Origin of the sequence: Clostridium sp. AF28-12 (genome assembly GCF_003435225.1) — a bacterium.
Taxonomy (GTDB): Bacteria; Bacillota; Clostridia; order Lachnospirales; family Lachnospiraceae; genus Pilosibacter; species Pilosibacter fragilis.
On the sequence record NZ_QWGJ01000006.1, the window covers coordinates 166,768 to 192,677 of the forward strand.

Annotated in this window: 23 protein-coding genes and 1 tRNA gene; 18 read left to right on the plus strand and 6 right to left on the minus strand. The window is 50.3% G+C overall.

Going from position 1 to position 25,910, the window contains the following annotated elements; genetic code table 11:
• Positions 1–74 precede the first annotated feature (74 nt).
• Positions 75–557: a hypothetical protein gene (locus DWY93_RS07585; protein ID WP_181968513.1), complete on the minus strand. Its 483-nt coding sequence runs from the start codon at positions 555–557 to the stop codon at positions 75–77.
• 233 nt (positions 558–790) lie between these two features.
• On the opposite strand from DWY93_RS07585, the gene DWY93_RS07590 reads away from it, so the two are divergent.
• The 6 genes from DWY93_RS07590 (at position 791) to DWY93_RS07615 (ending at position 6,887) form a co-directional block, all read left to right on the plus strand.
• Positions 791–1,450 (plus strand): HAD family hydrolase, encoded by a 660-nt coding sequence (locus tag DWY93_RS07590; protein ID WP_015553508.1) that lies wholly within the window; start codon positions 791–793, stop codon positions 1,448–1,450.
• A gap of 222 nt (positions 1,451–1,672) precedes the next feature.
• Entirely contained in the window at positions 1,673–2,833 is a 1,161-nt protein-coding gene (locus tag DWY93_RS07595; RefSeq protein ID WP_242990560.1) for a metal ABC transporter substrate-binding protein, read from the plus strand.
• Positions 2,830–3,540 carry an ABC transporter ATP-binding protein gene (locus DWY93_RS07600; protein WP_117470694.1) on the plus strand — a complete coding sequence of 237 codons (711 nt, stop codon included), beginning with the start codon at positions 2,830–2,832 and terminating at the stop codon, positions 3,538–3,540. Before DWY93_RS07595 ends, DWY93_RS07600 begins: the two co-directional genes overlap by 4 nt.
• Positions 3,541–4,359: a metal ABC transporter permease gene (locus DWY93_RS07605; RefSeq protein ID WP_117470693.1), complete on the plus strand. Its 819-nt coding sequence runs from the start codon at positions 3,541–3,543 to the stop codon at positions 4,357–4,359.
• A gap of 305 nt (positions 4,360–4,664) precedes the next feature.
• Positions 4,665–5,825, plus strand: a complete 1,161-nt coding sequence (locus DWY93_RS07610) for a CobW family GTP-binding protein (RefSeq protein ID WP_117472134.1) — start codon at positions 4,665–4,667, stop codon at positions 5,823–5,825.
• Positions 5,826–5,939: 114 nt separating this feature from the next.
• Positions 5,940–6,887 (plus strand): GTP-binding protein, encoded by a 948-nt coding sequence (locus DWY93_RS07615; RefSeq protein WP_347465828.1) that lies wholly within the window; start codon positions 5,940–5,942, stop codon positions 6,885–6,887.
• Between the two features lie 239 nt (positions 6,888–7,126).
• Here the strand turns inward: DWY93_RS07615 and DWY93_RS07625 are convergent, their stop codons facing one another.
• On the minus strand, positions 7,127–8,638 hold the full coding sequence (locus DWY93_RS07625) for a polysaccharide deacetylase (RefSeq protein ID WP_242990561.1): 1,512 nt from the start codon (positions 8,636–8,638) through the stop codon (positions 7,127–7,129).
• 407 nt (positions 8,639–9,045) lie between these two features.
• Here DWY93_RS07625 and DWY93_RS07630 point away from each other — a divergent pair, with 407 nt between their 5' ends.
• Positions 9,046–10,191 carry a D-alanyl-D-alanine carboxypeptidase family protein gene (locus tag DWY93_RS07630; protein ID WP_242990564.1) on the plus strand — a complete coding sequence of 382 codons (1,146 nt, stop codon included), beginning with the start codon at positions 9,046–9,048 and terminating at the stop codon, positions 10,189–10,191.
• 200 nt (positions 10,192–10,391) lie between these two features.
• Here the strand turns inward: DWY93_RS07630 and DWY93_RS07635 are convergent, their stop codons facing one another.
• On the minus strand, positions 10,392–11,390 hold the full coding sequence (locus DWY93_RS07635; protein ID WP_117470690.1) for an ABC transporter substrate-binding protein: 999 nt from the start codon (positions 11,388–11,390) through the stop codon (positions 10,392–10,394).
• A 277-nt stretch (positions 11,391–11,667) separates the two neighbouring features.
• On the opposite strand from DWY93_RS07635, the gene DWY93_RS07640 reads away from it, so the two are divergent.
• Positions 11,668–12,978: an O-acetylhomoserine aminocarboxypropyltransferase/cysteine synthase family protein gene (locus DWY93_RS07640; RefSeq protein WP_015553500.1), complete on the plus strand. Its 1,311-nt coding sequence runs from the start codon at positions 11,668–11,670 to the stop codon at positions 12,976–12,978.
• Between the two features lie 301 nt (positions 12,979–13,279).
• Here the strand turns inward: DWY93_RS07640 and DWY93_RS07645 are convergent, their stop codons facing one another.
• Positions 13,280–13,759 carry an Rrf2 family transcriptional regulator gene (locus tag DWY93_RS07645; protein WP_021904784.1) on the minus strand — a complete coding sequence of 160 codons (480 nt, stop codon included), beginning with the start codon at positions 13,757–13,759 and terminating at the stop codon, positions 13,280–13,282.
• Positions 13,760–14,077: 318 nt separating this feature from the next.
• Between DWY93_RS07645 and DWY93_RS07650 the strand changes: the two genes are divergently transcribed.
• From DWY93_RS07650 to DWY93_RS07660, 3 genes are all read left to right on the plus strand, one after another.
• On the plus strand, positions 14,078–14,602 hold the full coding sequence (locus DWY93_RS07650; protein ID WP_117470689.1) for an adenine phosphoribosyltransferase: 525 nt from the start codon (positions 14,078–14,080) through the stop codon (positions 14,600–14,602).
• 348 nt (positions 14,603–14,950) lie between these two features.
• Positions 14,951–15,379: an IS200/IS605 family transposase gene (gene tnpA, locus DWY93_RS07655; RefSeq protein ID WP_117472136.1), complete on the plus strand. Its 429-nt coding sequence runs from the start codon at positions 14,951–14,953 to the stop codon at positions 15,377–15,379.
• Positions 15,380–15,502: 123 nt separating this feature from the next.
• The gene (locus tag DWY93_RS07660) at positions 15,503–15,733 is read left to right on the plus strand and encodes a hypothetical protein (RefSeq protein WP_015553497.1); all 231 of its coding nucleotides are present in this window, start codon (positions 15,503–15,505) and stop codon (positions 15,731–15,733) included.
• Here the strand turns inward: DWY93_RS07660 and DWY93_RS07665 are convergent, their stop codons facing one another.
• Complete coding sequence (locus tag DWY93_RS07665) at positions 15,734–17,317, minus strand: oligosaccharide flippase family protein (RefSeq protein ID WP_117470687.1); 1,584 nt, start codon at positions 17,315–17,317, stop codon at positions 15,734–15,736.
• Positions 17,318–17,630: 313 nt separating this feature from the next.
• Between DWY93_RS07665 and nifS the strand changes: the two genes are divergently transcribed.
• From nifS to DWY93_RS07695, 6 genes are all read left to right on the plus strand, one after another.
• Entirely contained in the window at positions 17,631–18,815 is a 1,185-nt protein-coding gene (nifS, locus tag DWY93_RS07670; RefSeq protein WP_117470686.1) for a cysteine desulfurase NifS, read from the plus strand.
• Positions 18,816–18,827: 12 nt separating this feature from the next.
• Positions 18,828–19,268, plus strand: a complete 441-nt coding sequence (gene nifU, locus DWY93_RS07675; protein WP_015553494.1) for a Fe-S cluster assembly scaffold protein NifU — start codon at positions 18,828–18,830, stop codon at positions 19,266–19,268.
• Positions 19,268–20,344, plus strand: a complete 1,077-nt coding sequence (gene mnmA, locus DWY93_RS07680) for a tRNA 2-thiouridine(34) synthase MnmA (protein WP_117470685.1) — start codon at positions 19,268–19,270, stop codon at positions 20,342–20,344. The genes nifU and mnmA overlap by 1 nt, the downstream gene beginning before the upstream one ends.
• Positions 20,341–21,414, plus strand: a complete 1,074-nt coding sequence (locus DWY93_RS07685; RefSeq protein ID WP_242990562.1) for an N-acetylmuramoyl-L-alanine amidase — start codon at positions 20,341–20,343, stop codon at positions 21,412–21,414. The genes mnmA and DWY93_RS07685 overlap by 4 nt, the downstream gene beginning before the upstream one ends.
• Positions 21,415–21,727: 313 nt before the next feature.
• Positions 21,728–21,817 (plus strand) — tRNA-Ser (locus DWY93_RS07690).
• Positions 21,818–22,116: 299 nt separating this feature from the next.
• Positions 22,117–23,127, plus strand: coding sequence for a GH25 family lysozyme (locus DWY93_RS07695; RefSeq protein WP_117470683.1), 1,011 nt, complete (start codon positions 22,117–22,119; stop codon positions 23,125–23,127).
• Positions 23,128–23,490: 363 nt separating this feature from the next.
• Here the strand turns inward: DWY93_RS07695 and DWY93_RS07700 are convergent, their stop codons facing one another.
• Positions 23,491–24,057, minus strand: a complete 567-nt coding sequence (locus DWY93_RS07700; RefSeq protein ID WP_117470682.1) for a prolyl-tRNA synthetase associated domain-containing protein — start codon at positions 24,055–24,057, stop codon at positions 23,491–23,493.
• 300 nt (positions 24,058–24,357) lie between these two features.
• Here DWY93_RS07700 and rlmD point away from each other — a divergent pair.
• The coding region (gene rlmD, locus DWY93_RS07705) for a 23S rRNA (uracil(1939)-C(5))-methyltransferase RlmD (protein WP_117472138.1) at positions 24,358–25,910 on the plus strand (1,553 nt) is incomplete at its 3' end.

Consider the following 25,910-nt stretch of genomic DNA (forward strand, 5'->3'; position numbering starts at 1 on the left):
TATGGACCGGCAAAAAATCCCCGCAGGATGCGGAAAAACGATCCTGCGGGGATTTTTAAAATTTATGCCAGTGACTATTCTACAAGCGCACCATTCACGTCAACGGTGTATCCGTCCGGAGTCTCACAGTTTACCATGAGAGTGCCCTTGAAGCCATCGCCTTCCTCGTGGAAGTAGTACCACTTGCCGCTTATCTCGTGCCAGCCGGTGAAGAGAGCGCCGGTCTTAAGGTCCATGTAGTACCAGTTGCCGTCATCCTTTACCCATCCGGTCTGCATGATATTGTCATGACCGAAATAGTACCAGGTTCCATCGATCTCCAGCCAGTAATCGGTAGCTTCGAGACCTTCCGCAAAGTGATATTTGTAGGTACCGTCAGAAAGCCTCTCCCAGGCACCGCCTGCCGGGGACTTTAAACCGCGGCGGCGTCCACCGTTTGTGCTGCGTTTGTATGTGCCGGATACAACAGTTTCATCTGTTGTATCAGCAGCCTGAGCTGTGATCATGGTTCCGAGAGCCAGTGTTGCAGCGAGAGCTGCGATGCAAAATTTTTTCATAAACGTACCTCCTGGGATTTCGTCTTTTGGTACAAAAATGCACATAAAATATATGTAGATTTGTCCTTTTCATATAGATATATCCTAATATGGAAACTGGAAAGAGTCAATGGGATTTAAAGGAAATTTTCGGAGCCCTATATATGCGCAGAAAGGTATTGTCATTTTTTTTTTAGTGTGATAAAATGAGTGGCACAGTTTTTGATTCGTTTTTGCTTTATATGGAGGCAGATATGAAATATAAGTGTCTGATCTTTGATCTGGATGGAACGCTGGTAAACTCGATCCATGCGCTGACATACTGTACGAACCTTTCCCTGGAGAAGTTTGGGCTCGGTCCTTTGACAGAGGAACAGATGATGACCATCGTCGGCGATGGATATAAAATGCAGATGAAACGTTCCCTCGCGGCCTGCGGGGATACGGATGAGGCGCACTACGAGGCGATCCTCCCTGTATATATGGAGATATTCGGAAAATACTGTAACTATGAGATGCATCCTTACGATGGAATCGTGGAGCTCACATCGAAGGCGAAAGAGCTGGGTTTAAAGATTGCTGTTGTATCCAACAAGCCTGATGCCCAGGCGAAGAAGACCGTAGAATATGTATTCGGCGCGGGATATTTTGACACGGTGATCGGGGAGCAGGAGGGCGTTCCGAAGAAGCCGGATCCGTCGGGAGCATTGAAGGCGGCGAAGATCTGTGGCGCGGATCCGTCAGAGTGCCTGTATTTTGGAGATACGAATACGGACATGAAGACTGGAAAGAACGCGAAGATGACGACGGTGGGAGTTCTCTGGGGATTCAGGGGCCGTGAGGAGCTTGCGGCATTCCAGCCGGAATTTCTGCTTGAGAAACCGCTTGATATCTTAACGGAGATTGAAAAGTAGCTGTTTGGCAGACCTGTGCAGATGCGGCATGACTTATCAATGTGCCATAAAAGGTGACAGCAGTAAGCGGATTTATTTATATATAGTGATGACTGCAGGAAAAACTGCGCAGGAAAACAAAGAGCTGCTATTAAAAATAAAAGACAGTAACATGAAAATTCGGACCTTGCGTAAACTATGCTTAAAACATCAGCCCGCGCGTTAGATACCGGAGGAAATGGATTGAAGTATTTTAGAAAAACAAGACGAAAACGGATAGAAGCATGGCTCACCGCAGCGATGTTTCTTTTTGGTACCCTGACAGGCTGTGGCTCTGTTAGTGACACACACGGAGATGTGGGAACTCCGAATGATGGAAAGCTGAAAGTTGTAACGACCCTGTTCCCGTACTACGATTTCACGAGACAGATCGCGGGGGATGCCGTAGATCTTTCCATGGTGATCCCGGCGGGACAGGACAGCCATTCCTTTGAGCCGACACCGGCAGATATCCGCCTGATCCAGAACGCGGACCTTCTGATCTGCAACGGTGGTGCCATGGAGCAGTGGGTGAGCCAGGTTGTGGCATCCCTGGATTCGGAGAGCTTAAAGGTCATCACGATGATGGACTATGTGGATACCGTGGAGGAAGAGATCGTGGAAGGCATGGAGGACGCAGGTGAGGAACATCACCACAGCCATGCGTCGGCAGACGATACCCACGATGACCACGACCATGATGAGGCGGTCCATGCTGATGACGATGATCACGATCACGATGCGGAAGATCATGACCACACGGATGATGAACACGATCATGATGCGGAAGATCACACACACACGCACGATGATGACGACGCAGACTACGAGATCGAATACGACGAGCACATCTGGACTTCCCCGGTGAATGCCATGAAGATCACCCAGGTGATCGCGGACACGCTTCAGGAGATGGACTCGGCGGACGCGGACACCTTTGCGGCAAACGCAGAGGATTATCTCGGAAAACTTAAAAATCTCGATCAGGAATTCCGCAATGTGGCAGACGGCGCGGACTTAGACCTCATTGTCATGGCGGACAAGTTTCCGCTCCGCTATTTTGCGGACACTTACGGACTCCGATACCGGGCAGCGTTTTCCGGCTGCGCCTCCGACACGGAGCCAAGTGCCAAGACCATCGCCTATCTGATCGACAAGGTGCGGGAGGAACAGATCCCGGCGGTCTATTACCTGGAACTCTCCAGCCACCGGGTGGCGGAGATCATCAGCGAGGAGACCGGTGCGAAGCCGCTGTTATTTCACTCCTGTCATAACGTGACGAGAAGAGAGTTTGATAACGGCGTCACCTATCTGGAACTGATGGAACAGAATGTTGTCAATTTACGGGAAGGACTTTATCGATGAACCAGCCATTATTAAAATGTGAACATGTGGACTTTGGATATGAAAATTATGACGTGGTGAAGGACGTGTCCATGGAGATCAATCCTGGGGACTACCTCTGCATCGTCGGCGAGAACGGATCCGGAAAGAGCACCCTGATGAAAGGACTCCTGGGACTTATAAAGCCCACCGGCGGTGTCCTGACGCTGGCGGACGAGTTGAGACGGTCCGGAATCGGATATCTCCCGCAGCAGACCCCCGCCCAGAAGGATTTCCCTGCGACGGTACAGGAGGTCGTGATCTCCGGCTGCCTTGGAAAGCGTGGGAACCGACCGTTTTACTCGATGGAAGAGCGGAAGCTTGCGGCAGTCAATATGGAAAAGCTCGGAATCACGGATCTCAAAAAGAGCTGCTACCGGGATCTCTCCGGCGGACAGAAACAGCGTACCCTGATCGCGAGGGCCCTCTGCGCTACGGATAAGCTCCTGATCCTGGACGAGCCGATCACGGGACTTGACCCGGCATCCACCCAGGATTTCTACGCGGTGATCCGCCATCTAAACAGGGACGAGAAGGTGGCTGTCCTCATGGTCTCCCACGATATCGGAAATATCGTGACCCAGGCCAACAAGATCTTACAGTTGAAACAGACGGTCCAGTTTTACGGGACCGTGGATGAGTATAAGAAATCGGAATTCGGAAGAGAATTCCTCGGAGGTGAGAACTAAATGGGACTTTTACAGGAAATGTTTTCCTATCCGTTTCTCGTGCGGGCGATGATCGGCGGTATCTGTATCTCGCTCTGCGCATCGCTCCTGGGAGTCAGCCTTGTGCTGAAACGGTATTCAATGATCGGTGACGGACTGTCCCATGTTTCCTTTGGGGCACTCTCCATCGCGGTGGCCTTTAACTGGGCGCCTCTCGCGGTATCGATCCCGGTGGTGGCAGCGGCGGCGGTCCTGCTTCTTCGGATCACGGGAAACGGAAAGATCAAGAGTGACGCGGCGATCGCGATGATTTCCGCAGGATCTCTCGCCATCGGTATCATCGTCACATCCCTGACGACGGGAATGACGACGGATGTCAGCAGCTATATGTTCGGAAGTATTTTAGCAATGAGCCGCGAGGACATGTACTTAAGCGTAGTCCTGTCCCTGGTGGTCCTCGGCATGTTTGTGATCTGCTACAACAAGGTCTTTGCCGTGACCTTCGATGAGAGCTTCGCGAAGGCGACGGGTGTGCGGGTCTCCGCCTATAACCTTCTGATCGCGGTCCTGACTGCCATTACGATCGTTCTCGGTATGAGAATGATGGGTGCCATGCTGATCTCGAGCCTTGTGATCTTCCCGGCACTGACATCCATGCGGGTATTTAAGAGTTTCCTCGGCGTTGTGGTATCTTCGGGCGTTGTGTCTGTGGTGTGCTTCTTTATCGGGCTCATTCTTTCCTATGTATATTCAATTCCGGCGGGAGCCAGCGTTGTCGTGGTGAACCTGGCGATGTTCGGGGGGTTCAGTGTCGTTCAGATGGTGAAGCAGTCGAGATAGGGGAGAAACAGCAGGATGCCAGCAGATACGTAATCGCAAGCGCTCAATGAGGCTGGATTTTGCCAGATCCTGAAGACTGTACAAGAAAACAATATTATATGAGAAAATTTCTCGTATTTCTGCCGCTTTCCAGACATCCGCTGGAAGCGGCAGTACTTGACTTTGTTAGAAAATGTGTTAAAGTTAGTAATTGGTAATGAAAAATGAAAGTGCGGCAGTGGATCTGGTCTGTATACAGTATAAAATTAAGGCGGACAGATAAAAATACAGGAATGCCGCGCGGATGGCAAGAAAGAGGTGTCATTATGACAAAAATTGATATTATCTCCGGTTTCCTCGGAGCCGGAAAAACAACATTTATAAAGAAGCTTCTGAAAGAAGCAATTGCGGGCGAGAAAGTAGTCCTGATCGAGAATGAATTTGGTGAGATCGGTATCGACGGCGGCTTCTTAAAGGATTCCGGCATCGAGATCCGTGAGATGAACTCCGGATGCATCTGCTGTTCCTTAGTCGGTGATTTCGGACGTTCCTTAAATGAAGTCCTTACAAAGTATACACCGGACCGTGTAATTATCGAGCCGTCAGGTGTCGGCAAGCTTTCCGACGTCATGAAGGCAGTCTGCGACGTTGCGGGCGAGATCGACGTTGTATTAAACGGTTCCGTGACAGTCGTTGACGCTCAGAAGTGTAAGATGTACATGAAGAACTTTGGTGAGTTCTTCAATAACCAGATCGAGAGCGCAGGAACGATCGTGTTAAGCCGTACCGATGTCGCTGACGCAGACAAGGTCGCTCAGTGTGTAGAGATGATCCGCGAGAAGAACCCGAAGGCAGCTATCGTTACAACTCCGATCGACAAGCTCACAGGCGAGCAGCTTCTTGAGATCATTGAGAAGCCGACAGATGATATGGCTGAGAAGCTCCTTGAGGAGGTAAAAGAGGGCCATCACCATCATCATGACGATGACGACGAGGAGTGCTGCTGTGGCCACCACCATCACCACCACGATGACGATGATGACGACGAAGATGAGCATGAGCACCATCATCACCACCATGACGATGACGAAGAGTGCGGATGCGGCCATCACCATCACCACGATGATGACGATGATGAGCACGAGCATCACCATCATCATGACGGCGAGTGTGGATGCGGCCACCACCATCACCACCACGATCATGACGCCGACGAGGTATTCACAAGCTGGGGTCTTGAGACAAACCGTACCATCACAAAGGAGAAACTCGAGTCCCTGTTACAGGAACTCGCACATTCCGAGAAGTACGGCCAGGTTCTCCGCGCAAAGGGAATGCTGCCGGATGCGGACGGAACATGGTACTACTTCGATCTTGTACCGGAAGAGACCGAGATCCGCACAGGCGCTCCGATCTACACAGGAAAAGTGTGCGTGATCGGTTCCAACCTGAAGGAAGACGAGTTAAAGGCTGCGTTTGAGGCTTAATGAACGTATTCTGCCAGGGTCAGGCTGCCAGATCTGCAGAACCTGTTCAGTGGCAGTTCCTGTCTGCGCAAGACGTGGGCAGGAACCATTTTATATAATTAGGAGAATAAGACAGTGAAACAGCAGGAAAAAATGCCGGTATTTGTCATCAACGGCTTTCTGGAAGCGGGAAAGACCCAGTTCATCACAAGTACTTTACAGCAGGACTATTTCCAGGCCGACGGTACGACCGTTCTGATCCTCTGCGAGGAAGGCGATACGGAGTACGATAAGGAAATCTTAAAGAAAACAAGAACAAAGATCGTTACCGTGGAAGATATCTCCGAGATGGACGAGGATTTCTACGGACGGATCGAGGCATTATATGACCCGGCCCGCGTGCTCATCGAGTGGAACGGAATGTGGCCGCAGGATCAGCTGCAGCTCCCGGATACCTGGGAACTCTTCCAGCAGATCACGATCATCGACGGCTCCACCTTCGAGCTCTATTTAAGCAACATGAAGCCGCTCTTAGCGCTCCTTGTAAAGCGCTCCGAGCTTGTGATCATGAACCGCTGCGATGAAGTCAGCGATGAGAACATCACCCGCTACCGCCGCGGCTTAAAGGCTTTAAACCCGCAGGCAGAGCTGATCTTCGAGGACGCGGAAGGCGAGATCGAGCAGGAGGTTCTGGAAGAGGATCTTCCGTACGACATGAAGGCAGATGTGATCAAGATCGATCCGAAGGATTACGGCATCTGGTACATCGACGCCATGGATAAGCAGGACCGCTACGAGGGAAAAGTTGTGGAGTTCACCGGTATGGTATTAAAATCCCCGGAATTCCCGAAGAACTATTTCGTTCCGGGCCGAATGGCGATGACATGCTGCGAGGCAGATATGACATTTTTAGGATTTATCTGCAAGGCGCGTGAGGCGAGAAACCTTGAGACAAAGCAGTGGGTCAAGGTCCGTGCGAAGATCGCATACGAGTTCTGGCCGGACTACGACGGTGTCGGTCCGGTGCTCTACGCCGAGAGCGTGGAACCGGCGCAGGAGATCAAGGATATTGTGCAGTTCTAAATGAAGATTTCAGCTGAAAAACAGAAAATGCAGAATAATACCGGGTACGCTGGATGGAAAAACTGTCCAGCGTATTTTGATTTTCTCGAATTCCGAAGAAGCTGCCGTTGGCAGGCTCTGCGGGTTCCCATGTATTCAGAAGGGACTTCCAGTGAAAGCTTTAGCGGATATAAACAAAAGAAACGGACTTCGTGAGCCATATGAGATATGACTTTTGAAGTCCGTTTTTAATTCCAGGTCTAATTCATCGGTGCCACCGGAACCGGCCGTTCGCGGTCGAAGACCTGGGTCACATCGAAGAGGTCGCTTAAGTGGTCTTTTTCCGGATTCGTCTCCGGCAGGTCGTAGTACATGCGGTAGCCGTCCAGGTTCCGGCGTCCCTGGCGGAGATAGTCAGATCCAAACTGTACCCAGTACTGGCTGGAGTCTACATTGCAGAAGTAGCGGAAGCCCAGCTCATGGAGATATGCGTATTTTTCATTTTCCATTGTGTACGGATGCCAGTCGCCAACATCTGATCCGAATGGGTAGAGCAGGATATCCGTCTTTCCGATCAGGGATTCCACCCTGGAGGCCCACTTATCGGAGTCTGTCTTCACATCCTCAAAGGAGCGTTTCCCGAAATTGATATGTCCCCAGCTGTGGGAGGCGAGCTCCCAGCCGTTGTCCCTGAGACACTGTGCCACCTGGCGGACCATCTCTTTATCGGCCTCATAATTTGGGTTGGAGCTCTCATAGGACGGATCCGTCCGGTATCCCAGAACGCCCTGATATCCGGTAAACGCCAGGACCGCCCGGGCACCCCGGTAGGAAAAATCGGGGTGTTCCGTGATAAAGTCCTCAAGGAGCGGCACGAGATCATAAGAGCCCACCGACACGGAGCCGTCATCCATCACCATCTCGCAGGTCGGCTTTCCGTTCTCACCCACGATCATCCGGCTTGCGAAACCATCACCGTCCATATACTCGTAATAGCAGAGGTCATCCTGGGACATGACGAAAGGAATCTTTCCAGGCGGCAGCATAATATCTCCCGCCACCATCTTCGTATTGCCGTTTTCGTCCGTCACCTCGTGGGCAATATCGTGGAGCTTTACGAGAACATATCCTTTCTCGTACATGGAATCCAGGATCTTTAAAAATTCGCTCTTCGTGGTCATCACCTGGTTGTAGCCCTTGGAATCCGCGTCCCCGTCGAAGGCTTTGGAGTTATCCATGATCAGGGAGTGGAAGAACACATGGGTGATCTTGTTTACATCCGCCCGGACGAGTGTGGATTTTGTCTCCTCGCAGGCGGCGAGAAGCTCCTTCACATCGGAATTCTCCGCGTAATCCGGGTTGGAGTTTAAGATCTCGATGGCAGCATCGTAGTCGTAGGTGACGAATTTTGCGTGAGCGCTGTTTAAAATCCCATCCAGGGCAGTATCGCCTGTATTGTAGGCGGCAGCCGGTGCGGCAGCTTCCTGTGACTCCGGAGAAGCGTCTTCTCCGGATCCGCTCTCCGCAAGTGAAACAGTCGTTTTATCATCTCCGGACGGATCGGATTCCGCCGAAGATTCAGAAGTGTTGTTTTTCAACTGTGTGGATAAGTGGCCTCCTTTTTTAAAGAGGAGCAGTCCGCCGATTCCCAGGAGAAGAACTCCGAGAACGATCAGCAGTATCGTAATATGAACTGTCTGCCGCCGTTTCCGCAGCTTTTCGCGGCTTGAAATATATGCGCGGCGCCTTTCAAAATCATTATTGTATTCCAAAATATCACCTCGTAATTTAATTCGTAACCGCCGTCCTTTGTCAGACAGAACAACGGATAAAATTCTGTATTTATTACTTCTATCATAGCACAACCCCATGTCCGACGCTACGAGAAATAGAAAAATTAAGCATTTTGTAAGCAGTGACATAAAGGGGGATGTCCGGGCCATATTTTATAAGGAGAAAACTGGCTGAGAACATGAAAAGCGTGCCGCAGGGCGGAATAAAATGGCGTCCGGGCGGAGAAATTTTATGGAACAGCAGGCAGGTCGGGAGCAGAAATATGAGAGTGGGAAAAAGAATCATTTGTGGGATCATGGCCGGAATCCTGTTCATGGTGGAACCGGTGAGCGGATACGGGATGATGAGGGAAGGGACATGGAAAAAGGATATAAGAAATCAGATCATGGAAATACAGCAGATGCAGCCGGAGCTGACGCCGTACACCGGCCCGGAGATCACGGCTCCGTCCGCAATCCTCATGGAGGCATCCACGGGGACCGTGATCTGCGAGAAAAACGCGGATGAGCCGAGAAATCCCGCCAGTGTCACAAAGATCATGACGCTGATCCTGATCTTCGACGCCCTGCAGTCAGGGAAGATCCGTCTGACAGACGAGGTGGTGACAAGCGCCCACGCGAAATCCATGGGCGGATCCCAGGTGTTCCTGGAGGAGGGCGAGATCCAGACAGTGGAAACTCTGATTAAGTGCATCGTCATCGCCTCCGGCAACGACGCGTCGGTGGCAATGGCTGAGTTTATCGGAGGCGATGAGGGGACTTTTGTGAAGATGATGAATGAGCGGGCGAAAGGCCTGGGGATGGAGCACACGAAGTTCATTGACTGCTGTGGACTCACGGATTCCCCGGAACATGTGACTACGGCGAGGGACATCGCGCTGATGTCCAGGGAACTTATCACAAAATACCCGCAGATCACAAACTATACGACGATCTGGATGGAGAATATCACCCATGTGACGAAGCAGGGGACAAAGGAGTTCGGTCTCTCCAACACAAATAAGCTCTTAAAGATGGCGACGAATTTCGAGGTGACGGGGCTGAAAACAGGTTCCACCAGTATCGCAAAATACTGTCTCTCCGCCACAGCAAAAAAGGACGGCGTGGAGCTTATCGCCGCGATCATGGCGGCACCGGACTTCAAGGCGAGATTTAAGGACGCGGTGACACTCTTAAATTACGGGTACGGAAACTGCCGACTCTATAAAGATGAGACGCCGCCGGAGCTTCCGAAACTCTCCGTGACAGGCGGAAAAGAGCCGGAGGTGGAACTTTCCTACGGCGAGACCTTTACATATCTGGGACTCCACGGCGAGGACTTTTCCGGCGTGGAGCGGGAACTGATGCTGGAAGAGAGCGCAAAGGCCCCGGTAAAGGCGGGAGACCAGCTTGGAACGCTGCGCTACCGGTTTAATGGGGAGGAGATCGGAAACATCCCTGTCATTGCGGCCCGGGATGTGGATCCCGCGGGATTTTCTGACTATGTGAAGTGGATGATGGGGTGGTGGAGAATGAGAGGAGAGGAAGTATAAAAATATCGGAGAGATCTGAATTTAAATGATTAGTAACCTCAGTACCTTCATAGTTACAAGCAAAAATCCATTCCAGATCGGTTGCGCCGATGGGATTTTTGCCTTCCAGCTTATGTTTTCTTACGGTCAGCGCAGCAAGTGCGCAGACCTGCTGAACAGTTACAATGATTAAAAAAATTCAGATCTCTCCGATTAAAAAGTTATTTCTCTGCGGCTGCCTTCGCAAACTCCGTATTCACAAGATCCTCATAAGGAACCCGCGTGTCAAGCTCGCCGGCTTCCTCCAGAATGTTCTCGAGAAGTTCAAAGCTTTCCTTCTCAAAGACCGTATTTTCTTTCCAGGTATCCTGCTCTTTGTAGCGGTCCACGATGATCGCGATCTTTTCGGTGTCGGTCTCCTTAAACTGCGGTTTGATCGTCTCGGCAATCTCCTCGGCGGAGTGGGTGTTCACGTAGTCGAGGCCTTTCTGGATCGCGTTTGTGAATTTCTGGATGATCTCCGGGTGCTTTTCGATATAGCTCTTCTTGGCACTGTAGGCCGTGTAGGGCACATAGCCGGAATCTTTTCCGAGGGATGCGACTACATAGCCGTTTCCTTCCTGCTCCAGGGCAGTGGCGAAGGGCTCAAACTCGACGGTGTAGTCGGAATCATTGCTGGTGAACGCCGCCGCGGTGAGACCGAAGCTGATGCTCTGGTCGATGGAGAGATCCTTTGTGGGATCGATGCCGTTCTTCTTTAAGATATACTCAAAGACCATCTGGGGCATGCCGCCGGCACGGCCGCCTAAAACTTTCTTCCCAATGAGGTTTTCCCACTTGAAATCAGCTTCCGGTGTCCGTCCAACGAGGAAGTTCCCAGCCCGCTGGGTGAGCTGGGCGAAGTTTACGGCGTAGTCATCATCGCCCTGGATATAAGTATAGATACTCGCCTCAGATCCCATGAAACCGATGTCCGCATCCCCGGATACCAGGGCTGTCATGACCTTGTCAGCCCCTGCACCGTTTACCAGTGTCAGGTCGATTCCCTCCTCCTCAAAATACCCCAGCTCGATGGCGGCATACTGGGGGGCGTAGAAGATGGAGTGGGCAACCTCATTTAAAGTCACGGGAGTTAAGGAGGATTCCGCGTTCTTTTTACACCCGGTGAGCAGAGCCGCCGCCGTAAACACAAAAAGAACCGGTGCCAGAAATTTTCTCATAATACCAAAAGACCTCTCTTTGCGATCGTTCTATATGTTCAGTGTATGAGAAATGCCGGAAAGGGTGCAAAAGATCATGATTCCTGCGGTGCCTTGACGCAGCATAAAGCAATAGGAAAAACCTATAGCAAACCTTGAGTACATCCAATTAGACAGATTTTCCAACATATGGTACTATTACCTTGCAACCAGATAGGATGGTTGGTAAATGAAAATTAGAAATTTTTCGGGAATGAAATGCGATGTCCCGATCCGGAATAAGAGGAGGAAAATCACTATGGCAAAGAAAACAAGAGCAGAGAGAAACTTCAAATTTGAGACATTACAGCTTCATGTAGGACAGGAGCAGCCGGATCCGGTGACAGACGCGAGAGCGGTTCCGATCTACCAGACCTCTTCCTATGTATTCAGAAACTGCGAGCATGCGGCAGCACGTTTCGGACTCACAGACGCAGGAAATATCTACGGCAGGCTGACAAACCCGACCGAGGATGTATTTGAGAAGAGGATCGCAGCATTGGAGGGCGGCGTTGCGGCACTGGCAGTTGCCTCCGGCGCGGCAGCAGCAACCTATGTATTCCAGAACCTTGCTCATGCAGGTGATCACATCGTCGCAGCAAAGAACATCTACGGCGGAACATACAACCTTTTAGCACACACACTTCCGGAGTACGGCGTGACAGCAACCTTCGTTGATCCGTTCAACTACGAGGAGGTAGAGAATGCGATCCAGGAGAATACAAAAGCGATCCATGTTGAGACACTTGGAAACCCGAACTCCGATGTCGTTGATATCGAGAAGCTGGCTTCCATCGCCCACGCACATAAGATCCCGCTGGTTGTTGACAACACATTCGCAACTCCGTACCTTGTAAGACCGATCGAGTACGGCGCAGATATCGTATTCCATTCCGCGACAAAATTCATCGGCGGCCACGGAACCACGATCGGCGGTGTGATCATTGACAGCGGCAACTTTGACTGGGAAGCAAGCGGAAAGTTCCCGTCCTTAGTTGAGCCGAACCCGAGCTACCACGGTGTAAGCTTCGTAAAGGCAGCAGGAAGAGCAGCATTCGTTACAAAGATCCGTGCGATCTTACTTCGTGATACAGGAGCAACGATCTCCCCGTTTCACGCATTCATTTTCTTGCAGGGACTCGAGACACTGTCTCTCCGTGTAGAGCGCCATGTACAGAACGCCTTGAAGGTCGTTGAGTACTTAAACAACCATCCGCTTGTAGAAAAAGTAAACCATCCGTCCGTATCCGATGATCCGGAACAGCAGAGACTCTACAAGAAATACTTCCCGAACGGCGGCGGCTCCATCTTCACCTTCGAGATCAAAGGCGGCGCAGAGGCAGCGAAGAAGTTTATCGATAACCTCGAACTCTTCTCCTTACTTGCAAATGTTGCTGACGTGAAGTCTCTCGTGATCCATCCGGCATCTACGACCCACTCCCAGTTAAACGACGAGGAGTTGGCGGATCAGGGCATCAAGCAGAACACGATCCGTCTCTCCATCGGTACAGAGAACATCGACGACATCATCGAGGATCTGGACGAGGCGTTTAAGACATTACAGGAATAATCCCCCAACAGTTCAGCTGTGCGTCGAGCTGTGCTGGAAAAAATCCCCCTCAATTAACGAACGAATACAGGACAGCGGTCACTGCGTAGCGATATGTGTGACCGCTGTCCTGTTGTTGGACGGAAGTGGAATATATGTGGATGCCATGCTGCCGTCCCCAATATATAAATCTGTAACGGTCTGTGCCGTTGAACAGGCACAGAAAAAGCTTCGTAAGAAACTGCCTTAAGACAATTTTTTTGCGAAGCTTTTTGTTTCGACATATAAAATACAATATAAAAAAGTCACAAAGCCGCAGATTTTATGACTGACACGGACCCTTCACACTGTTTAAGATCTCCTCAGCTGCCAGTCTGTGCTTTTCCTCCAGCTCATGCTTCTGATCCAGGATCGTCTGGATCGTGATTCCGTCTAAGTAGTCCATGATGACGCGGTTTAGGCCTTCCCAGACCGGGAGCGTGTCGCAGGCGGAGCAGCGCTCGCAGGGGTTTGGAGTGTGCTCGAGGCAGGAGACCGGGGCGAGGCTGCCTTCAGTGGTCTGTAAGATCGCACCGACGGTACACTCCGACGGGGATTTTGCGAGTTTGTATCCGCCCTGGTAGCCGCGGGTGGTGGAGAGCATTCCGGTCTTGTTTAAGAGTGGAACGATCTGCTCTAAATATTTTTTTGAGAGACCCTGGCGGGCGGCGATGTCCTTTAAGGAGATAAAGCCATCGTCGGCATGTTCAGCCAGGTCGATGACCATGCGCAGTGCATAACGACCTTTTGTAGATATTTTCATGATTATTTCACCAATTTCAACAGTGATCTGACAAGATGTGAGATGTTCAGATCATTGGACTTCCTAAAAAATGTTATAACTGTGCCGATAAGGAACAATTTTGCGATATTATTCTGCAGAAATGCGCTCAGAGGGCATCTGCAGATGAAACAAACAAAGATTCCGCTCATCATGCGGAATCTGGAACTGCTCTGATTATACTACAAAAAAGGTAGGTATTCAACCGACGTTTTGCTTTTTCTCATGGTTGCCAGAAAAAAATACATGTGATAAAATAGAAGCAATCGTGGACCGAATCAGAAAGGAACTATAAATACTATGAAAAAGCTGGAAGAGTATGTAATAAGCATCCCGGATTTCCCGGAGCCGGGGATTATTTTCCGTGATATCACTTCAATTTTACAGGATCCGGATGGATTAAAGCTGGCGATCGATTCTCTCCTTGAGATGGTAAAAGACGTAGATTTCGATGTGGTCGTTGGAGCGGAGTCCAGAGGATTTATTTTTGGAACACCGGTTGCTTACGCGATGGGAAAAGCCTTTGTTCCGGCGAGAAAACCGGGAAAGCTTCCGAGAGAGACCGTTTCTATGGAGTACGCCTTGGAGTACGGCACAGGAACCATCGAGCTCCACAAGGATTCCGTCAAGCCGGGCCAGAAGGTCGTGATCATCGATGACCTGATCGCGACAGGCGGAACCGTGGAAGCAATCGCAAAGCTTGTGGAAGAGCTTGGCGGAGAGGTCGTTAAGATCTGTTTTGTGATGGAGCTTGCGGGATTAAAGGGAAGAGATAAACTGCAGAAATATGATGTGGATTCTGCGATCATTTACGAGGGGAAATAAGCTCGTCAGACAGGTTTGAGAGAACATGGCAGCAATGCCGGGAAAGTAAAAAGGTAATGCCGCCAGGGAACGCTAAAAAAGCGGTCTGGCGGCATTTTTACGTCACTGGGCATCCGGAAGAAACTGCCTGTGGCGATGATACAAGGCGGAAAGTGAGAACCAGAAGGTACCGACGAAATGTTTCACGGCTTCTGGAATACCTGTTACCGTAAATGAAAAGTCTAATCCCCCAGCTATGCTGGGGAGAATGGAATAAGTGGAGACGGTGAGGACAACAAAATAAAGCCTCCTGTGATATGATGAGAATGGTGTCGCAAGCCAAACTCAAAATCAAAGGAGGCGGTCCAAATGGACAATAGAAGTTTATCACATACCCGATGGAAATGCCAGTATCACATAGTATTTATACCGAAATACAGAAAAAGAATTCTGTATGGAAGATTAAGAGAAGATGTGAAGGAAATCATAAGTACATTATGCAAGTACCGAAAAGTGGATATTATAGCGGGTGCAGTATGTAAGGATCATGTACATTTAAGCGTAGCAATTCCGCCGAAAGAAAGTATTTCAGATTTTATGGGATATTTAAAAGGGAAAAGCACGCTAATGATTTACGACAGACATCCAGAGTTGCAAAGCAAATGGGACAAAGCTTTTTGGGCGAGAGGATACTATGTAGAGACAATCGGCAATATAACAGAGGAAGCCGTACAGAAATATATAAGAGAGCAAGCAGAAGACTCAAGAAGAGAGGATTCCAGTAGTACCGCTTTATAGCGGAGCCAGTAACAGTGCTTGCGATACCGCCCTTCGGGGCGAGCAGTAGTAATAGCCCTTTGGAGGGCTAATATTAAACCACCACTTGAAGTGGTGGTTGATAACTTAGAAAAGAGGATAAAAATGAGAGAGATCGTATTTAAAATGGAACGCCCGGGCCTTGTGGAGGTCGGTCAGGAGGTGGACGTCAGCGAGTCCATCACACCGGTCAATGTGAACTACATGATCGAGCCGGCGGTGGCGATGTCGGGATTGTTCCGGTTTACGGAGAGACTGAAGAGCAAAAAGGGCATCGTGAAGGATATTATCCAGAATGACCGTGGGTATTATGTGACGGTGGAATTCGACGAGTGATCATGTAGAGGCCGGACTCTGTTTTCTGTGAAAAAACAGCAGAAACAGGAGATACATGGTGGATAAAAGAAGTATCTGCACTGCAGTCCGGAAAAAATCCGGGAGTCCTGCCGGAAGCGGAAGCGTTTCCGGAAAGAGCCGGAAGAGCCACAGGGCGCAAAGCAGGCAGAAAACAGGCTTTCCGATCAATATCCATGCGTTCCAGTCACATGGGACGATCCTTCGGAGCGCCAGAATATGGAGCAGGGCTAAAAGCATCTCACTCGCAAGCATCCCCCAGAGGCATGCGCGGATCCCAAACTCCGGGATCCCGAACCACACGAAGGCGATGCGGATGAGAAGTGAGACCAGGTGATGGAAAAACGTGAGTTTCGTTTTTCCGAGTCCATTTAAAATGCTGCCGGATGAGGTGGCGAGATAGAGAAACGGGCAGAGCCAGGCGAGGATCTGAATGAAGGATCCGGCGTCCTGGCTTTTAAATATCTGTAAGCCAAGTGCTTCGCCGAAGACCGTGAAGACCCCAACGCAGAAGATCCCGAGATAGAGACTGTACCGGAAGGCCATGGAGATCCCGTCCGCGATTCCGGAATCGTTTCCGGCGGACTGATGCCTCGCGGTGACTGGCAACAGGACCACAGCCAGAGAGTTTACAAGGGCCGATGGAAAGAGGACAAAGGGCATTGCCATGCCTGTGAGCGTTCCATATGTACGGACGGCCTGGGAACGTGTGAGTCCGTAGACGGTCAGACGCTCCGGGATCATGATCGTCTCCGTACTCTGCAAAAGGTTCAGGACAAGGCGATTAGCCATGAGCGGAGCGGCGAGGGCAAGGAGGGCGGCCATGGGAGAGAACAGATTGCCTGAGAAATCTGAAATTCGTCCGGAATTCCCGAAAAGAGGATTTTTTATGGAACTTTGGCCAACACTGTATGATCTGCCTGTATTTTCGTGAAATTCATGAAATAAAAGAAAAAATATCAGCACAAACAATGCCGATCCGGCTTCCCCGGCAACCAGCCCGAATACGGCAAGTGACACTGTGACCGGAATCCGTTTCTCGATGCAGACAGACACCAGCAGAAATACCGTAAAGATCCGGATCATCTGTTCAAAAAGCTGGGCGGCAGCGGGGACGGAGACTTTTTCTTTTCCGTAATAGTACCCGCAGATGCAGGCATGGACGGAGGTACACGGAATCGCGAAGGCCATGACGGAGAGCAATGGGGCACACCGCGGTTCCATGAGGACGTGTTCCGCAAGAGGGACCGAGAAGTGCCGGATCACAAAGGCGGCGGCCAGAGACATGGCGAAAGATAAAGAAAAACCAGAGAGCAGCGTTCGCTTCGCATGGTCCGGGTCCGCCGCGGTAAAGCGGGAGATGGCGGTCTGGATCGACCCGGCGCAGAGGGAGAAAAAGATTCCGTAGACTGGGAAGATCATCTGGTAGATTCCGAGTCCCTCAGCACCGATCGTCCGGGAGAGAAAGATCCGGTAGAAAAAACCGAGGACCCGGGAGAGGAGTCCGGCGGAGGTGAGGAGAATGGTTCCGGTGATCAGTGGGTGAGTTTTATGGGAAGAAGGCATGGGCAGCTCCGTTGAGGCAGAAGGATTCTGTTATATATATGTGGAAATAAGAGAGGGATATGACGGCTGAAACCGCTGAAAATACGGGGATTTCCTAAATACTTAGCGAGTTACTGTGTATTTCTGAAAAAACATAAGATTACCGGTTGAAATTCCCAATCGGTTTCGTATATAATGTAGGATATCTGTGGCTTGTCTGCGCCTTTTTGGGCGCTGACTCACGGGTCATGGCATAAAATAAATGGTAACAGTTCAGCCTTGCGGCGGTATAACAGCAAGACTGGATGATCAAGCTTTACAGAAAGGCGGAACAATGAAAAAAGTAATCTATCTCGACAATGCGGCTACGACAAAGGTACGTCCGGAAGTCGTGGAAGCCATGCTGCCGTTTTATACAGAATATTACGGAAACCCTTCCGCGGTATATGAGTTTTCCACACCGTGTAAGGAAGCCCTCGCAAAAGCAAGAGAGACTGCAGCAAACGCTCTCGGCGCGAAGGACAATGAGATCTACTTCACAAATGGCGGTTCCGAGTCCGACAACTGGGCTCTGATCGCGACTGCGGAGGCTTACGCGTCCAAAGGAAAACACATCATCACAACAAAGATCGAGCACCACGCGATCCTTCACACATGTGAGTATCTCGAGAAGCGCGGCTATGAGATCACCTACCTCCCGGTAGACGAGTTCGGCACCGTCTCCATCGACGAGTTAAAGAAGGCGATCCGCCCGGATACGATCCTGATCTCTGTAATGTTTGCAAACAACGAGATCGGAACGATCCAGCCGATCAGGGAGATCGGTGAGATCGCCCATGAGAACGGGATCATCTTCCACACAGACGCAGTTCAGGCATTCTGCCACGAGCCGATCAATGTGGATGAGTACCATATCGATATGTTAAGTGCCAGCGGTCACAAATTCCACGGACCGAAGGGAGTCGGCTTCCTCTACATCAGAAAAGGCTTAAAGCTCCGCTCCTTCATCCATGGCGGTGCCCAGGAGAGAAAACGCCGTGCCGGAACTGAGAATGTGCCGGGAATCGTCGGTCTCGGAAAAGCTGTCGAGATCGGAATGGCAGAACTTGAGAATAATAAGAAGAAAGAGACAGAACTCCGCGATTACCTGATTGGACGTGTTATGGACGAGATTCCGTACACACGCTTAAACGGTCACCGCACAAACCGTCTCTCCAACAACGCGAACTTCGCGTTCCAGTTCATCGAGGGTGAGTCCTTACTCATCATGCTGGACATGGACGGAATCTGCGGATCCAGCGGATCTGCATGCACATCCGGTTCCCTGGATCCGTCCCATGTGCTCTTAGCTATCGGACTTCCGCACGAGATCGCGCACGGATCCTTACGCCTTACCTTAAGCGAGGAGACAACGAAGGAAGAGATCGACCATACTGTAGACTGCCTTAAGAAGATCGTGGAGAAGCTTCGCGCAATGTCCCCACTCTATGAGGATTTCATTAAGAAGAACAGAAAGTAAGAGGAAAAAATAATGTATTCAGAGAAAGTAATGGACCATTTCCAGCACCCGAGAAACATGGGAGAAATTGAGGACGCCAGCGGCGTAGGTACTGTCGGAAACGCAAAATGCGGCGATATCATGAGAATCTATCTCGATATCGATGACGAGAGTCATATCATTCGTGACTGCAAGTTCAAAACCTTCGGCTGCGGCGCTGCAGTTGCTACAAGCAGCATGGCGACAGAGATGGTAATGGGAAAGACGATCGAGGAAGCGATGGAAGTAACCAATAAGGCAGTTATGGAAGCACTTGACGGACTTCCGCCGGTAAAGGTTCACTGCTCCCTGCTTGCAGAGGAAGCGATCCATGCAGCACTCTGGGATTATGCAGAAAAGCACCATATCGAGATCAAAGGCTTACAGAAGCCAGTGTCCGATATCAGTGAGCATGAAGAGGACGAGGAATATTAATGAAGAAAAAAGTCGTGGTAGGAATGTCCGGAGGCGTGGATTCATCGGTTGCTGCCTGCCTTTTAAAGGAACAGGGATACGACGTGATCGGGGTCACCATGCAGATCTGGCAGGAAGAGGATTCCTGTACGGTTGAGGAAAACGGCGGATGCTGCGGACTCAGTGCGGTGGAGGATGCGAGACGTGTCGCGTGGACACTTGGAATTCCCTACTATGTTATGAACTTCCGGAAAGAATTCCAGAAGAATGTCATTGATTATTTTGTTGCGGAGTATCTGCACGGACGGACACCGAATCCGTGCATTGCCTGCAACCGCTATGTAAAATGGGAGGCGCTTTTGGAGCGCAGCCTGGAGATCGGTGCTGATTATATTGCGACCGGTCACTATGCCCGGATCAGCCAGCTGCCGAACGGACGTTACACGATCCGCAATTCCGTGACGGCGGCGAAGGACCAGACCTACGCGCTCTACAACCTGACCCAGTTCCAGCTCTCCAAGACGTTGATGCCCATCGGTGATTACGCGAAGGATGAGGTGCGAAAGATCGCCGAGGACCGTGGTCTCGCCGTGGCAAAGAAGAAGGACAGCATGGAGATCTGCTTTGTGCCGGATAACGATTATGCCGGATTTATCGAGCGCGAGGCGTCAGATGTTCCGGGATGCGGAAACTTTGTGGATAAAAACGGCGTGATCCTCGGAAAACATAAGGGAATCACCCACTACACCGTCGGACAGAGAAAGGGCTTGAACCTTGCGATGGGACATCCGGTGTTTGTCACAGGGATCCGTCCGGAGACCAACGAGGTTGTGATCGGCGAGGGGAATGATGTGTTTTCCGATCATCTGATCTGCAGGGATGTGAACTGGATGGCGATCGACGGTCTTCATGGAGAGGAGAAAGAGGTTCTCGCGAAGATCCGCTACAGCCACAAGGGATCCCCTTGTATCATCAGGGAACTCCCGGATGGAACGGTGGAGTGCCAGTTTAAGGAACCGCAGCGTGCGATCACGCCGGGACAGGCAGTTGTATTTTATGAGGATGAATGCGTAGTCGGAGGAGGAACGATCCTATGAGCAGGATGAAAAAGGGAAACGGACTCCTCCGATTCCTTGTCTTTGCAGCCCTTTTTGCTCTGGTGCTTACCGGATGCAATGGGGCGAGGAAATATGAGGCAGTGGATCTGAGCAGTGAGACGGCGGCTGGGGCTGAAATGTCCGGGAATGGTGCAGACCTGGCGGCAGAAAGCACGGATACAGGAGCTTCCGGACCCGGGGATGCGGACGCGCAGGCGCTCGGAGAAGCTGCCGGGGAACCGCTAAGCGCAGATCCAGAGGGTGGTGATGTGGCTTCTGAGAGTTCAGAACTGGCGGAAGCAGCTTCAGAATCAGAAGAACTGTCCTCAGAGATGTCCGAGGCAGAGAGCGTTGAGGCCGCGAGAGAGGCGGCCGCGGCGGCGTACACAGCGGCTGCGAGCGATGATGCTGAGACTGCACCGGAGATTCCGTTTAACGGTCACACCGTTGCCATCGACGCGGGACATCAGGCAAAGGCGAACACCTCAAAAGAGCCTATCGGCCCGTCCTCCACGACCATGAAGGCAAAGATGCCGGAAGGCGCGGTGGGGACATCCAGCGGAGTCCCGGAGTACGAGGTGACGCTGACAGTGGCGAAAAAGCTGGAAAAAGAGCTTATAAACCGCGGCTATCATGTCGTCATGATCCGCACGAGCCATGATGTGAATATGAGCAGCGCGGAGCGGTCTGTGGCGGCAAACAAGAGCGGAGCGGATATCCTGATCCGTCTTCATGCCGGTTCTATGGATAACTCCAGCGTCTACGGCGCACTGTCCACCTGCATGACGGCCCAGAATCCTTATAACGCCAGTCTTCACGACAAGAGCTATAATCTTTCCAAGAAGATCGTTGACACCGTCTGCGGCACCACAGGCACGAAAAACCGCGGTGTCCAGGAGACGGACAGCTCCTCCGATATCAACTGGTGCGAGATTCCGGTCTGTGTGTTTGAGATGGGATTTTTAAGCAATCCTGATGAGGATACCTGGCTGCAGGATGACGGTTACCAGGGGAAAATCGCGAGCGGGATCGCCGGAGCAGTGGATGCTTATTTTGCGGAGGGGAATTAGTGGATTGATGCCTGCTATCTTCTTGTTTTCATGTGCATGAGAACCGAAGCAAGAGCAAACTGGTGGTTACAGTTCAGCCATTACATCTTCTTGTTTTCATATTCATGAAAACAAGAAGCTTGGTGGTTCCACCATATGCTGATTTGGATGAAAAAGTGCTTATGCAAGCAAGCTTGCAACACACTTTCTCATTCAAACCAGCGCATGGCTGAACTGTAACAACTGGTGAAAATTATTTTGTGATTTCTCTATACAAATCTCAAAAAATATGTATAATAATATATAGTCTGCCTTTTAAAGAGGCAGACATCCTGGAGACGTAGCGAAGCGGCCGTAACGCGGCGCACTCGAAATGCGTTTATCGGTTCATCCCGGTACGAGGGTTCGAATCCCTCCGTCTCCGCTCCAGAACCCTTGGTTTTCAAGGGTTCTTTTGTTTTTACGGCACAGGGAAGGCTGTTCGGAAACTGGCGGCTTTTATCCTGGACGAAATTTTGCCACAAAGTCTTAGAGGTGTGACAACGAAAATGTAAGAAGTTCTTAATAAAAAAAGAGGGAAATTGTAGTATACTTGTGAAGACTTAAAGAAAACTGTTTGTAGTTGTTCAGCATCTTTATAGTTACAACGGTTTCTTGTGCAGCTTTGAAGATGGAAAATATTTAAGAAATAAAACACGGGCAGAAAAGAAAGGCGGAATCAGAATGTTTCAGAAAAAATTTCGATATATGGCAGCAGTCCTCGCGGCGCTAATGATCACACAGGGCAGTTTTACCGCGTTTGCGGATGAGATCGGACCGGGTTATGATGAGCAGAATAAGGCATCCACGGATACCAGTGTAACGGATCCTGCAAATGCATGGAAAAAGGTAAATGGTGTTTATGTGGATAATAATGGAAAAACAATAGAGGGAGCGCTTCTCCGCGGCATCAGTGTTGCAAAATGGCAGGGAGATATCGATTGGGCGAAGGTTGCGGCAGATGATATATCATTCGCTTTTATTAAGATGATGTCTTACGGATATGAGGGTGGTTACACCATGGATCCGAATTATGAGAAAAATATGAAGGGTGCTATGGACAATGGAGTTCAGGCAGCTCCGTATGTTTATCTTCAGACGAAAACTGTGGAGGAAGCGAAGGCAGCTGCAAAATATGCTGTAGAAAAAGTATCCGGATACAATGTAAAGTACCCGATCGCTGTGGATGTAGAGTCAAAATATATCCTGGAGCTTTCGGTTCAGGAGCTCACGGATGTGGTAAACGCATTCTGTGATACGATCGTTGCGGCAGGCTACACACCGATCGTCTACAGTGACTACAGCAAATTTACGACCGAGATGGACACAAAGCAGATCCATTATGATATCTGGCTTGCGAGATACGGCGCGGACGGTACATATGAGGGCCGCACGATCTGGCAGTGTACGGATAAGGGTCATGTAAACGGAATCAACGGAAATGTATGCCTGGAATTCGCTTACAAGGATTACGCTCCGGTCACTAAGGGAACCGCGGTGGATACCGGTGAGTGGAAGAATGAGAGCGGCAAATGGTACTTCTACCGTGACGGCGGAAGAATGAGCGGCTGGATCAATCCGGATGGATACTGGTATTATCTGGATCCGTCTGAGTTAGGTGCCATGGTGACAGGCACGACGATGACGATCGATGGTGTCAGCTATACGTTTGATGCAAATGGTATCATGCAGTAAAACCGGAGCTTCCGGGGAGCAGGCGGCAGATCAGCACATTTTGGATGCTGACGGCCAGGAAAATGGTATGCTTTCTGCGAAAATGCGCAGTGAGCGGATAAAGGTTTCAGGATAGAATAAAGGATAAAAAAGAAGAACGGGGACGCGGTCTCTTGATGAGATCTGCGTTCCTGTTCTTCTTTTTGTAGATATACATTTAAAGTAACTGTTCAGTAGGTCTGCGCACTTGCTGCGCTGACCGCAAGAAAACATAGGCTGGAAGGCAAAAATCCCATCAGCGAAGCTGATCTGGAATGGATTCTACAGGTGACTTTAGCGTGTGGGAAAACTGGTACTTACGATGATTGGTGGAAAACGCTGTTTTTATTCCTCCCATGGAAGATCCACGATCGTCGGTTCGTGATGAACAGCCGGGAGAAATTTCTCCATGATATCGGACGTTTTGAGCTTCATGCTTGTGGTGTTGATACACGGATGGCAGCCGAAATACTCGTCCTTTAAGACGTCAGAATCGATCAGAAGCTTTACATGGTTCTCAGGGTCATTCATGAGTCCCATGATGCTGACAGATCCGGGAGTCAGGCCGAGATATTCCTTCATATGGTCATCATCCGCAAAAGAAAGTCTCGCGGAACCGATCTGTTTGGAGAGAACCTTCGTCTTGAATTTCTTATGTCCCGGCATCAGGAGAAGGTAGAACTTCGTCTTCTGGGCGTTGCAGAGAAAGAGGTTCTTGCAGATATGGATTCCCAGGACCTCGTCTGCGCCGGTGCAGGCATCGATGGTGAACGCGGCCTCATGATCAAAGCGCATGTAGGGAATATTTAAGGAGTCCAGGAGATCGTAGGTGCGGATCTCTGTCTCGATTCGTCCGGTGACGTCCTTTGGGCGTCCGGATTCGGCAACAGGGGTATTGGTTTCGTTATTCATGATTTGTTTTCCGGCAGTGTCTGGAGTGTCCAGATGCTGCGTCCTTTCTTGAAAATGTGAGGAACAGTTACAACTGATTTTACTGATGTTTTGTATTCTAAGCCGGCAAAGTCTGCATGTTTCATGCAGTATTTTCAGCTCAGAAAATGCCTAACTGTGTATAACGGCCGGAATTGTCCCAGGTAAAAAGTTTCAGTGGAATATTCCGGGAAAAAACGCTATACTTTATGTGTTATTATAATCATCCGCATTCCGGGAATCAAGCGGAATGTTTCAGATAAGAATGGAGAAATATTTATTATGGAATACAGGGAAAAGAAGTTTAAAAGTGGCGGTGAGAAGGGAAAGAAGAACTGGAAGAAAGAGAACGCTGGCAGAAACGGGAATAATGGAAGAGATGTGAACGGGAAGACCGAAAGAAATAGCGGAAGAAAAGAAACGCAGAAATTCGTCAGCGGTACAGAGAAAAGAAACGGAAGAAACTACGGAAATCAGGATAAAAGTGTAGAAAAAAAGCTGGGATACATTGATGAAAAATTAGAAAAGAAGTATGGCGGAGCATGGAATCATACAGGGGAGAAAAACATGAACGCTGGTGATAAAAAGAAGGCGGTATCCGCAGCGAAACGCCAGGATGACCGCAAAACAGCACATGTTCAGGGGAAAAATGCATCTGTCCAGGCAGAAGCAAAAACAGAGCGGAAAAAATCCCTCTGTCCACATTTCAAGACCTGTGGCGGCTGTCAGTATCTGGACATGCCATATGAGAAGCAGTTAGAGCACAAAAAGAAGGAAGTCTCCGATCTTCTTCGCCCGTTCTGCAGGGTCGAGGAGATCATCGGCATGGACGACCCGTTCCATTACCGGAACAAGGTCCATGCAGTCATGGCCCGCGACAGGAAAGGCCGTATCATCTCCGGTGTATATAAAGAGGGAACCCACACGGTTCTCCCGGTGGAGACATGCCTGATCGAGAACAAAAAGGCGGACGAGATCATCGGAACGATCCGTGAACTTCTTCCCTCCTTCAAAATGAAGGTATTCGATGAGGATACCGGATACGGCTTCCTGCGCCATGTCCTGGTGCGCACCGCCCATGCCACAGGGGAGATCATGGTAGTCCTGATCACCGCATCCCCGGTGTTCCCGTCGAAGAACAACTTCGTGAAGGCGCTCCGAAAGGTTCACCCGGAGATCACGACCGTAGTGCAGAATGTGAATGGACGTGACACCAGCATGGTCCTTGGGGAAAAGGAACATGTGCTCTACGGACCTGGATTTATCGTCGATGTCCTCTGCGGCAAGAAATTCCGGATCTCCTCAAAATCCTTCTACCAGATCAACCCGGTTCAGACGGAGAAGCTCTACAACCTGGCGATCGAGGCAGCAGGACTCACCGGAAAAGAGACCGTTGTTGACGCCTACTGCGGAATCGGTACCATCGGAATCGTTGCAGCGTCCGCCGCGAAGGAAGTCATTGGCGTCGAGTTAAACAGGGATGCCGTCCGGGATGCCGTCACAAACGCGAAGGCAAACGGCGAGAAAAACATCCGCTTCTACAACAACGATGCCGGAAAATTCATGGTCCAGATGGCCTCCCAGAATGCCCACGCCGACGTAGTCTTCATGGACCCGCCGAGAAGCGGAAGCACAGAAGAATTTATGGATGCTGTAGCGATCTTGAATCCGGACCGCGTGGTCTATGTGTCCTGCAATCCAGAGACGCTGGCGAGAGATCTGGCGTATTTTAAGAAGAAAGGGTATAGGGCGGAGAAGGCATGGGCTGTGGACCAGTTCCCGGCCACCAGCCATGTAGAGACGGTAGTTCTTTTGTCCCACAAAAAAGCCGACAG